Source organism: Streptomyces shenzhenensis (assembly GCF_003688995.1).
Lineage (GTDB): Bacteria > Actinomycetota > Actinomycetes > Streptomycetales > Streptomycetaceae > Streptomyces > Streptomyces shenzhenensis_A.
Genome location: NZ_PENI01000070.1, coordinates 1 through 8,864, shown reverse-complemented (window position 1 = coordinate 8,864; position 8,864 = coordinate 1). Strand labels below are relative to the sequence as shown.

General features: G+C 67.8%; 14 protein-coding genes. 5 read left to right on the top strand and 9 right to left on the bottom strand.

Features of this window, described 5'->3' with window-relative positions:
* From CTZ28_RS46020 to CTZ28_RS46005, 4 genes are all read left to right on the top strand, one after another.
* The coding region (locus CTZ28_RS46020; protein WP_121895913.1) for an SDR family oxidoreductase at nucleotides 1-160 on the top strand (160 nt) is incomplete at its 5' end.
* Between the two features lie 371 nt (nucleotides 161-531).
* The gene (locus CTZ28_RS46015; protein ID WP_259472118.1) at nucleotides 532-1,839 is read left to right on the top strand and encodes an aminotransferase-like domain-containing protein; all 1,308 of its coding nucleotides are present in this window, start codon (nucleotides 532-534) and stop codon (nucleotides 1,837-1,839) included.
* A 223-nt stretch (nucleotides 1,840-2,062) separates the two neighbouring features.
* On the top strand, nucleotides 2,063-2,356 hold the full coding sequence (locus tag CTZ28_RS46010) for a Dabb family protein (protein WP_121895912.1): 294 nt from the start codon (nucleotides 2,063-2,065) through the stop codon (nucleotides 2,354-2,356).
* 3 nt (nucleotides 2,357-2,359) lie between these two features.
* Nucleotides 2,360-2,935 (top strand): type 2 periplasmic-binding domain-containing protein, encoded by a 576-nt coding sequence (locus CTZ28_RS46005; RefSeq protein ID WP_121895911.1) that lies wholly within the window; start codon nucleotides 2,360-2,362, stop codon nucleotides 2,933-2,935.
* A gap of 106 nt (nucleotides 2,936-3,041) precedes the next feature.
* Here the strand turns inward: CTZ28_RS46005 and CTZ28_RS47620 are convergent, their stop codons facing one another.
* The 3 genes from CTZ28_RS47620 to CTZ28_RS45995 form a co-directional block, all read right to left on the bottom strand.
* Nucleotides 3,042-3,212 carry a transcription termination/antitermination protein NusG gene (locus CTZ28_RS47620; protein WP_183154913.1) on the bottom strand — a complete coding sequence of 57 codons (171 nt, stop codon included), beginning with the start codon at nucleotides 3,210-3,212 and terminating at the stop codon, nucleotides 3,042-3,044.
* A 94-nt stretch (nucleotides 3,213-3,306) separates the two neighbouring features.
* Complete coding sequence (locus tag CTZ28_RS46000) at nucleotides 3,307-3,645, bottom strand: GNAT family N-acetyltransferase (RefSeq protein ID WP_121895910.1); 339 nt, start codon at nucleotides 3,643-3,645, stop codon at nucleotides 3,307-3,309.
* A gap of 22 nt (nucleotides 3,646-3,667) precedes the next feature.
* On the bottom strand, nucleotides 3,668-4,657 hold the full coding sequence (locus tag CTZ28_RS45995) for a pirin family protein (RefSeq protein WP_121895909.1): 990 nt from the start codon (nucleotides 4,655-4,657) through the stop codon (nucleotides 3,668-3,670).
* 122 nt (nucleotides 4,658-4,779) lie between these two features.
* Between CTZ28_RS45995 and CTZ28_RS45990 the strand changes: the two genes are divergently transcribed.
* The gene (locus CTZ28_RS45990; RefSeq protein WP_259472117.1) at nucleotides 4,780-5,268 is read left to right on the top strand and encodes a carboxymuconolactone decarboxylase family protein; all 489 of its coding nucleotides are present in this window, start codon (nucleotides 4,780-4,782) and stop codon (nucleotides 5,266-5,268) included.
* Between the two features lie 98 nt (nucleotides 5,269-5,366).
* Here CTZ28_RS45990 and CTZ28_RS45985 read toward each other — a convergent pair whose 3' ends face one another.
* The 6 genes from CTZ28_RS45985 to CTZ28_RS45965 all read right to left on the bottom strand — a co-directional run.
* Nucleotides 5,367-5,897 (bottom strand): MarR family winged helix-turn-helix transcriptional regulator, encoded by a 531-nt coding sequence (locus tag CTZ28_RS45985; RefSeq protein WP_121895907.1) that lies wholly within the window; start codon nucleotides 5,895-5,897, stop codon nucleotides 5,367-5,369.
* 297 nt (nucleotides 5,898-6,194) lie between these two features.
* Nucleotides 6,195-6,878: an NmrA family NAD(P)-binding protein gene (locus CTZ28_RS45980; RefSeq protein ID WP_259472116.1), complete on the bottom strand. Its 684-nt coding sequence runs from the start codon at nucleotides 6,876-6,878 to the stop codon at nucleotides 6,195-6,197.
* A gap of 60 nt (nucleotides 6,879-6,938) precedes the next feature.
* A complete protein-coding gene (locus CTZ28_RS47615; protein ID WP_183154912.1) occupies nucleotides 6,939-7,091 on the bottom strand; it encodes a hypothetical protein in 153 nt (50 codons plus the stop codon).
* A 116-nt stretch (nucleotides 7,092-7,207) separates the two neighbouring features.
* A complete protein-coding gene (locus tag CTZ28_RS45975) occupies nucleotides 7,208-8,128 on the bottom strand; it encodes an NADP-dependent oxidoreductase (protein WP_121895906.1) in 921 nt (306 codons plus the stop codon).
* 56 nt (nucleotides 8,129-8,184) lie between these two features.
* Entirely contained in the window at nucleotides 8,185-8,595 is a 411-nt protein-coding gene (locus CTZ28_RS45970) for a (4Fe-4S)-binding protein (protein WP_121895905.1), read from the bottom strand.
* 30 nt (nucleotides 8,596-8,625) lie between these two features.
* The coding region (locus tag CTZ28_RS45965; protein WP_147481309.1) for a GNAT family N-acetyltransferase at nucleotides 8,626-8,864 on the bottom strand (239 nt) is incomplete at its 5' end.

The following is an 8,864-nucleotide window of genomic DNA, read 5'->3' as shown; positions in this document are numbered from 1 at the left end:
CGCCCGGGCCATCAAGGAGCACGTCGCCGCGACCGTGCCCAAGGGCCGCATGGGCCGGCCCGAGGAGGCCGCCGCGGTCGTGGCCTTCCTGGCCTCGGAACAGAGCAGCTACGTCGTCGGCTCGAACGTCTACGTCGACGGCGGCGAGAACCAGACCTGAGACACACACGATGGACGGCATCTCTCATGTCTAGTTGACTGCGGCGAGCCGTGATCCGCTCCAGCTCCTGCATGCCCACGCCCTTCTTGCGCCATGTCGGGCGACTTGCAACCCCGAAGACCTGCTCGACCCGGTACGGCCGTGACCCCGGCACGCTCCGGCGGAGCTTCGCACCTCCAGGCCGGCGTCGCCAACCTCCGACCCTCATACATCTAGTTGACGTATCACTTTCCCATGCTAATATAGATGAGACATCAACTACTTGACAGGGGTCATCTCTACACACAGGGTGCCGCACTGGTTCGTCGAGCGAGCACCGGATACAGAGGCACTCACAACCGCCGAAATTCGCAGGGCCGGAGAATCGAAAAGTGGTCGAATTATCCCTCGCGCAACTGCATCCCTCTCTGGACGACCCCGTCCTGCTCTCGATGAACCTGCTGAACGACATCGCCTCGGACCACCCGCAGGCGGTGTCCTTCGCCGCCGGCCGACCCTACGAGGAGTTCTTCCGGGTCGAACAACTCCACGACTACCTGGGCACCTTCGTCACACACCTCACCGAGGTGGTGGGGCTGACGGACGAGGAAGCCCGCAGAACCGTGTTCCAGTACGGGCGGACGAAGGGCGTCATCCACGACCTGGTCGCCCGCTACCTTGAGATCGACGAGGGAATCACCGTCGATCCCGACGCGGTGGTGGTGACCGTCGGCAGCCAGGAGGCGATGTTCCTGACGCTGCGGTCCCTGCGCGTCTCCCCGCAGGACGTCGTCCTTGCCGTCACGCCCACCTATTTCGGACTGACCGGCGCCGCGCGCCTGCTGGACATGCCCGTGCTGGACGTCGGGGACGGAGACGGCGGCCTCGACCTCGTCGACCTGGAGCATCAGGTGGCAGCGGCCCGCGCCCGCGGCCAACGGCCGCGCGCCCTGTACCTCGTGCCCGACTTCTCCAACCCCACCGGGGTGAGCCTGGACCTGGCCACCCGGACCGCCCTGCTCGACCTGGCGGCCGATCTCGATCTGCTGATCATCGAGGACAACCCGTACGGCCTCTTCCATGCCGACCCCGGCACCCGGCCGCCGACCCTCAAGGCGCTCGACACACGACGCCAGGTCGTGTACGTCGGCTCCTTCGCCAAGACCGGCCTGCCCGGCGCCCGCGTCGGCTTCGTCGTGGCCGATCAGCCCGTCGTCAGGGACGGCCGCACGGCGGGTACGCTCGCGGAGCAGTTGTCGCTGATCAAGAGCAACGTCACTCTCAACACCTCACCCGTCGCCCAGGCCGTCATCGGCGGCAAGCTTCTGCGCCACGGGTGCAGCATGCTTGCCGCGAACAAGCGTGAGATCGAGGTCTACCGCGCCAACCTGCGGCGCATGCTGGCCGGTCTCACCGCGCGCTTCGGCGCCACTGGCTCGGTGACGTGGAACACCCCGGCCGGCGGGTTCTTCGTCGTTCTCACGGTGCCGTTCACCGTGGACGACCGTTCGCTGCACCGATCGGCGCGCGATCACGGAGTCATCTGGACCCCCATGCACCATTTTCACACTGGCATGACCTCCTCACACCAGATTCGGCTGTCCTTCAGCCTGCTCGACGACGCGTCGATCGACGAAGGACTCGACCGGTTGACCGCCTTTGTGACAGCCGAGGCCCAGGCTTTCGGCCACTCCGCCTGATCGCCCGCCTCTCTGCGGTCGGAACACCACCATGGCAAGCAGCCGCCCGTACGCGCACGAGATCATGTCCGGCGGATTGACGCGATAAGGGGCGTCGGCGGGTGCGAGATCAGCCCTACGTCTGCGCGGAAAGCACGCCGCTGTGTCGGTGATATCTCCATCGGCATGCCCGCGTGCCGTCGCGCGAGTGATTTGGTGACCATTCAGCCCGAAAAGGATGCCAATGATCAGACACATTGTGCTGTTCAAGTTCAAGCCAGGCTTCGGCTGGCAGGACCCCGCGGCCCTCGCGGCCGAGCGGTCCTCGCGGCTCGTCGGCGAGCGGGTGCCCGGCCTCCTGCACTGGCAGGTGGGCCGCAACATCGCCGACCGTCCGATCGCCTACGACTTCGCCGCGATCGGCCTGCTGCCCGACCAAGTCTCCCTGCGCAACTACCAGGACCACCCCTTCCACCAGGAATCCGCGGCGCTGTGGAGCGCCATCAGCACCTGGGTCGTCGCCGACATCGAGGAGTAACACATGACCGTCGAACTGGGCTGGATCGACGTCCGACCCGCACCGGCCGGGCCGCCGACCATCGGAACGCTCGGCCCCGAGGGCACGAGCAGCGAGCAGGCCGCGCGGCTGCTGGGCTCCCGCCTCCCCGGCAGGCCGCAGATCGTGCTCAAGACGACCTACGAACAGGCTCTGGAAGCCCTGACGGCCGGCGCCGTCAGCCATGTGGTCGTCGCCAACGCCTATCGGGACATCCACCACTTCTACATGGCCGACGACATCGCGCTGGCCAGTATCTTCGTCATGGACACCCCGCTGTACGGCATCGCCCGGCGCGCCGACGGCGGTCCGCTGTCCGACCGCCCGAGTCTGGTGACACACCCCTCGCCGCGACCGTTGCTGGACCAACTGTTAGCCACTACCCACCAGTTGTCCGAAGTGGCCACCGCGGACTCCACCAGCCAGGCAGCCCAGGCCGTGGCCGAACGCCGCTACGACCTCGCGCTCACTACCGAACCGGCCGCCGCACGGAACGGACTGCGCTTCATCTCCCGGCTGCGGCCGATCCGCATGGTCTGGTCGGTCTTCGTCCGCACCTGAGCCCTCCGGGCACCTCAGCGCGCATCCAAGGTCGCGGTCGCCAACTTCGCCTGGCCCGACCGAGCCGGCTTCAGCGTCGCTCTGGAAGCCGCCCGCGACACGGTGGTCAGCCTTCGTACGGCTTCAGCTCATCGGCGGTGAACCAGTTCTGAGTCACGGCGCTGATACGCACGAGATACCTGTTCTTGGCTTCGTCGATGTGGACGACGATGCCCACGTTGCCCGTCATCGTCTTCCCCGTGACGGTGACGGTGTCACCGACCGCGAACGCACCCATCCTGAACCTCCCAGGCCTGCGTCATGCCAAGTCAACGGTATGCGGATCTTCGTGGCACTGCCTCCCGGCTGGAACCGCAGCAGGACTTATGGAGTCAGCCAAGCTGCGCCTTCAGCCATCGCAGGACATCAGGTGTGACCGGGTCGGTGATGTCCGCGAACTCGTCGTGCCGCTTGAGGAACTTGGCGACGTAGGGGCAGACCGGGACGATCCGCATCCCGGATGCGCGCACGTCGGCGAGTGCCTGCTGGACCAGCTGCAGGCCCAGCCCCTGGCCGGCGAAGGCCTCGTCGATCTCCGTGTGGAAGAAGACACGTTGCATGCCCAGGTCACGGTAGGCGGTCAGACCGGCGCGTCGGCCGTCGACCAGGATCTCGTACTGGTGATCGGCGTCCACACGCTCGACGACCGTGGTGGTGGAGGACTCGCTCATGGTGTGCCTTTCGTAAGGGAGGTCAGCGGGCCGGCGGGTTCCGGCGCGGTGTGATGACGGCGTTCGGCAGGGCCGGTGCGGGAAGGCGGCCGCCGGGAAAGTCCTCGATGACGCCGAAGCGGTCGGAGGACGCCTCCCAGTCCTCGCGGGCTTTCACAATGTCCTCGTGGCTGCGGCCGATGAAGTTCCACCACATGACGATCTCCTCCCCGAAGGGAGGTCCTCCGAGGAGGATGGTCCGCGCCGGCGCCTCGGTCTCGTTCACCATCGTCAGGGTGTCCGCGCCGCGAGGGACGTATCCGAGTTCGGCAGGCCGCAGCACAGTGTCGATCAGACGGATGTCCCCGCTGTCCACGAGAAGACCGTGCTCGAAAGCCGCGTCAACGGCGAGAGTGAGCGTCACGTGCGGTCCGATGACGATCTCGGCGCCGAGCAGCGGCGTGAAGGTCCGGACCGGGGAGGTGCTTCCGGCGAGCGAGCCCAGGAAGACCCTGATCTCGGCCCCGTCGACCCGCGCGATTTCGGGCACGAAGTGCTGGAAGTCCCGATCGGCGTTGCGGTGTTCCTCGGGCAGCGTGACCCACAACTGGACGCCGTGGATGACGGTGGTGTTCGGGGTGGAGACCTCCGAGTGGGCGATGCCATGACCGCCGGTCATGAGGTTCATCTGGCCGGGCCGGATCAGGGCGTGGGTGCCGAGGGTGTCGCGATGTTCGACCTCGCCGCTGAACAGCCAGCTCACCGTCTGCAGTCCGGTGTGCGGATGCGGGGGCATGTTCATGCCGCCCGACGCGGCGACCTGGTGCGGGCCGAAGTGATCGGCGAAGCACCAGGCGCCGATGAGTGTGCGCTCTCGCTGGGGCAGCGTCCGCCGCACGCGCATCGCACGTGGACCGCCGAGGGGGACCTCTCGCGCCGACAGGACATCGACCCTGGGGGCTCCGGTCGGCCGGTCATCTTCGACGAGCGCACCGCAGAGCAGCGCCGCCGCATCGGTTTCCGTGTTGCTCACCGAGAGTACCCCCTACCCGATCTGGTTGCCACATCAACTATGGTGCCATGGAGACAGGCCGATGGCCACAGCACCCGCCCGAACACAGGCCACGCCCAGCGTGGCCCGAAGGAGCCCCCGACGTGAGCGACCACACCCACAGCTCCCCGCCCCGCAGGATCTTCATCGACAAACAGAGCCCCAAGGCCTTCCATGCCCTGGTGCAGGTCTCCGAGGCGGTCCGAGCAACGGCATCCGAGGCCGGACTCGACCGCGCCACCGTGGAACTGATCAACGTCCGCGTGTCGCAACTCAACGGCTGCGCCTACTGCCTCGACCTCCACAACAGAGCGGCTCTGCGCGCCGGTGAGTCACCGCAGAGACTCGGAATCCTGAGCGCATGGCGGGACACCGGCCTGTTCACTCCCTCGGAGCGCGCCGCCCTGGCGCTGGCCGAGAGTACAACCGATCCGGCCGACGCCACGACCCAGGCTTCCGCCTACGAGGCCGCCCGGCAGACCCTCTCCGAAGACCAGATCTCAGCCGCGATCTGGGTGGCGGTCACCATCAACGCGTTCAATCGCGTGTCGATCATGAGCAAGCACCCCGTACCGCCGCGTCCCGACAAGTAGAGGCGTGCGGCCCGCCACACCGCCGACCTTGGACGTGACCGGTGCAGCGGAGACTTGTTTGACGTGTCGCGCAAGTCTGCATGAGGCTCGATCCGCTCTCAGCCGCCACCGCGGCGACGCTCACGCCGACCGCGTGCCGCGGGCCGGGCCACCCGCTCCGGACAGGATGGTTCCTCGTCCAGCTTCTCCGCCACACGCTCGGAAATCCGAGCCAGCAACCGCAGCTCCGACGGCGTGACGTTGTCAAGGAAGAGCTTACGCACCGCCTCCACATGACGCGGGACGGCGGCTTCGATCACCGCTCGCCCCTCGTCTGTGATCACCACGAACGTGCCACGGCCGCCTTCGGGACTCCTGTCCCGCACCACCAGACCACGCTTCACCATCCGGGCGATGTGATGGGACATCCGGCTCTTCTCCCACTCCAACGCCCTGGCGATGTCCAGAAACGGCCGCCGTCCCTCCGGTACGTCCGTCAGCTCGACCAGTACGGCGAAGTCTGCAGGCGAAACGTTGGACTCCGTCTGCATCAAGCGAGACAACCGGCCCATGAGCTTCTCATGCATGCGGACGAAGCTCCGCCACGCATGCTGCTCCTCTGCCGTCAACCTACGCACCGGCTCTTCCATGAAGAGGCCGCGGCCGCTCGTCGACGGTCCGGCCCTCAGTTCACAACGGTTGGCTCGGTCGACCGACCAGCGATACAGCCCCAGCCGAAGGAGCCCCCGCCGAGCGGGCAGCTCCCCGTGCCCCTACTCCTGCCGCGCCGGTGAACTCCTGGTCGAAGTCGCCGTAGTACTGGAACATGTTGGCGATCCCGTCGCCCGCCGGGATGCCCAGGGAGCGGAAGACGTCGCAGGGCACCGACTGGAAGCACACCGGCTCGCCGATCGCGGCGCCCCGCTTCTGCGCGTACTGAGCGCCGGTCAGGTGGTCGCCGGCGAGGTCGACGTCCGGCCGATGAACCGTTCGCCGTCCTTGAGAATGGCGAACGCCATGCGGCCGATGTCATGCACGTCCACGCCGGCCAGCAGCTTGCCGTCCTCAAGCGGCAGGGTCAGCGTCAGTACGCCGTCCTCGGCGCGCCTGGGCCCCATCATCGCCAGGAAGCCCTGGATGAAGAAGGTGGTGTTCAGGAAGGAGCTCGGCACCCCGGCCTGCCGGAACAGCTCGTTGCCCTCGTCTTCGGCGTCGAAGTGCGGGACGTTGTACTTCCCCAGCAGGACGGGCATCCGCTCGTCCTGCAGGGGCAGCAGTTCGCGGGTGTCCTCCAGCGTCGACCACACCACGTGCCGCAGCCCGGCATTCTTCGCGGCCCGCACCAGAACCTCGATCTCCTCCGTCTCCTTGGCCGCCGAACCGTGCGCCCACAAATTGGTGACGAGGAAGGCGCCGTAGGCACCCTCGAACGCTTCGTGCACGGTCGGCTCGTCATGGAAGTCCGCCCGCACGACCTCCGCACCGAGCTGCGCGAGTTGCTTGGCCGCGGGTGAGTCGGGGTTCCGGGTCAGCGCGCGCACGGTGAACCCCGAGTCCGGATCGGCGAGGATCGCCCGCGCGGTACCGCCTCCCTGTGCACCCGTGGCTCCGGCGACCTTCTTCTCACTCATGCCATTACCCCTACCCGAGGAGATATCGTTGATGGATCAACTGAAGCGCACTCTGGTTGATTAATCAACTTGTGGCACAGGATTCAGCCCGTGATCGCCGAGAAAGTCGCCCGAGTGGCACAACGCGACCGGCAAGACGTCCGGTTCGGCCCACACGCGGGCGGCGTTCAGGGCCGCCACGGCCGCGAGGATGCCGTCCAGGGACTTGAGCACCGGTACCTTGCGGCCGGCCCGCTTACCCCGCGCCACCTGTCCGCCGGCTGGACCTCTGTCAGGCGTGCCGAACCTTCGGCCGGCGGGGCGGAGGTCCGGCTACGCAGGCCCAGGCTCTACGCCGGGAGTACTACGAGCTTGCCGCCCGGGTGCCCGGACTGGCTCACTGCCAGTGCCGCCGCAACCTCGTCGAGGGGGTAGGTACCCGCGATAGGCACCTGCAGCCGTCCCGCCTCGATGAGGGCGAGGATGCCCCGGAGCGCTTCGGGGCCGCCCGCTCCCGGCTCGGCCATGTGCACCTGGATCCCGGTGCTCGCGGCGTCGAAGGCCACGAGTGACAGGACGTGTGTCGGGCCGCCGGCGAGTTCGATCGAGTCCGGGATCTCACCGCGACCGGAGGCATCGAGGACCGCGTCGACCCCCTGGGGGGAAATCGCTCGTACGCGGTCGACCAGGCCCGTGCCATAGGTGACCGGTTCCGCACCGAAGGAGCGGAGCTGTTCGTGGTTGCGTTCGCTCGCGGTGCCGATGACACGTGCTCCGCGAGCAACGGCCAGTTGTACGGCGAACGTGCCCACGCCGCCGGCCGCGCCATGGACCAGCAGAGTCTCACCCGCAGAGAGCTTCAGCTTGTTGAGAACCTCCCAGGCGGTGATGCCCGAACCGGCCAGGGTCGCGGCAACTTCCCACGGGACGGAGGCCGGCTTGGCGACCAGTGCGGCGGGGTCGGCGAGCGCGGACTCCGCGTAGGAGGGGGTGAGGGAGGCCCCCAGCACCTCGTCACCGACCCTGAAGGCGGTCACGCCCTCGCCGACCTGGTCGACCACGCCGGCCACGTCGGAGCCGAGACCGGCCGGAAGGCCGAGGGGCATCACCTGGCGCATAAAGCCGTTCAGAATCTTCCAGTCGATCGGATTGACGCCTGCGGCGTGCACCGCGAGCCGTACCTGCCCGGGGCCCGCGGTGAGCGGCGGAACATCGACGACACGCAACACATCAGGTGTGCCGTACTCGGCGAACCGCACTGCGAGGGACATTTGCTCAACTCCAGGATCTTGGGTGTCACCTGCGGGAAGCCGGCAGGGCCGCCGCGTCATCGACCGCAGGACCCCGCGTGGTCGCAGTACGGCTGGAGGCGGCTCTGCCCGCAGCCGCACAGCACGACCCTGGTCTCGGCGCGCGCGCCTTGCGGCGTGTCCACACTCAGCTCCCCGCGCACGGTCAACTGCCCGGTGGCACTGCGGGTGATCATGGTGGGCCGGTCGGGGGATTCCGTCCCGCCGTCCACGTGTTCGTACTGCAGCGCACCCGAGGGGCAGCGCCCCACCACTTCGACCAGGCGCTCGACCGTGGCGTTGCCCGGCTGGATCCACGGGCGCTTCGCCGTGTCGAACACCTCGGGCAGCCCATGGACACATTCAGCGGCGTGCAGGCAACGCCCGGCCTCGAAGGTCACCGTGATCGACTGCGCCCGGTATGCCTTCCGCTCGGATCCACCACTCATTCCTGCCTCCGTCACTGCCGTGCTCGGCTTTCAGTCACTGACCTTGCTGCGGGACTGGTACAGCAGGTCCTGGTACTCGGGGTGCCGGCCGATCCAGCCCGCGAAGAAGGGGCAGGTGGCCAGCACCCGCAGGTTCGCGGCACGTGCCTCGTCAAGGGCGGTGCGCGCCAGCGCGGACCCGACTCCCCTGCCCTCGTACTCCGCCGCCACCTCGGTGTGCACGAACGCGACGAGCTCCGCCGTACGGATGTATTCCGCGACGCCCGCCA

Coding starts and splice junctions, on each gene's coding strand:
- CTZ28_RS46010 (WP_121895912.1), top strand. CDS start 2,063: ATGATCAGACACATTGTGCTGTTCAAGTTCAAGCCAGGCTTCGGCTGG.
- CTZ28_RS46005 (WP_121895911.1), top strand. CDS start 2,360: ATGACCGTCGAACTGGGCTGGATCGACGTCCGACCCGCACCGGCCGGG.
- CTZ28_RS47620 (WP_183154913.1), bottom strand. CDS start 3,212: ATGGGTGCGTTCGCGGTCGGTGACACCGTCACCGTCACGGGGAAGACG.
- CTZ28_RS46000 (WP_121895910.1), bottom strand. CDS start 3,645: ATGAGCGAGTCCTCCACCACCACGGTCGTCGAGCGTGTGGACGCCGAT.
- CTZ28_RS45985 (WP_121895907.1), bottom strand. CDS start 5,897: ATGGAAGAGCCGGTGCGTAGGTTGACGGCAGAGGAGCAGCATGCGTGG.
- CTZ28_RS45980 (WP_259472116.1), bottom strand. CDS start 6,878: ATGAGTGAGAAGAAGGTCGCCGGAGCCACGGGTGCACAGGGAGGCGGT.
- CTZ28_RS45975 (WP_121895906.1), bottom strand. CDS start 8,128: ATGTCCCTCGCAGTGCGGTTCGCCGAGTACGGCACACCTGATGTGTTG.
- CTZ28_RS45970 (WP_121895905.1), bottom strand. CDS start 8,595: ATGAGTGGTGGATCCGAGCGGAAGGCATACCGGGCGCAGTCGATCACG.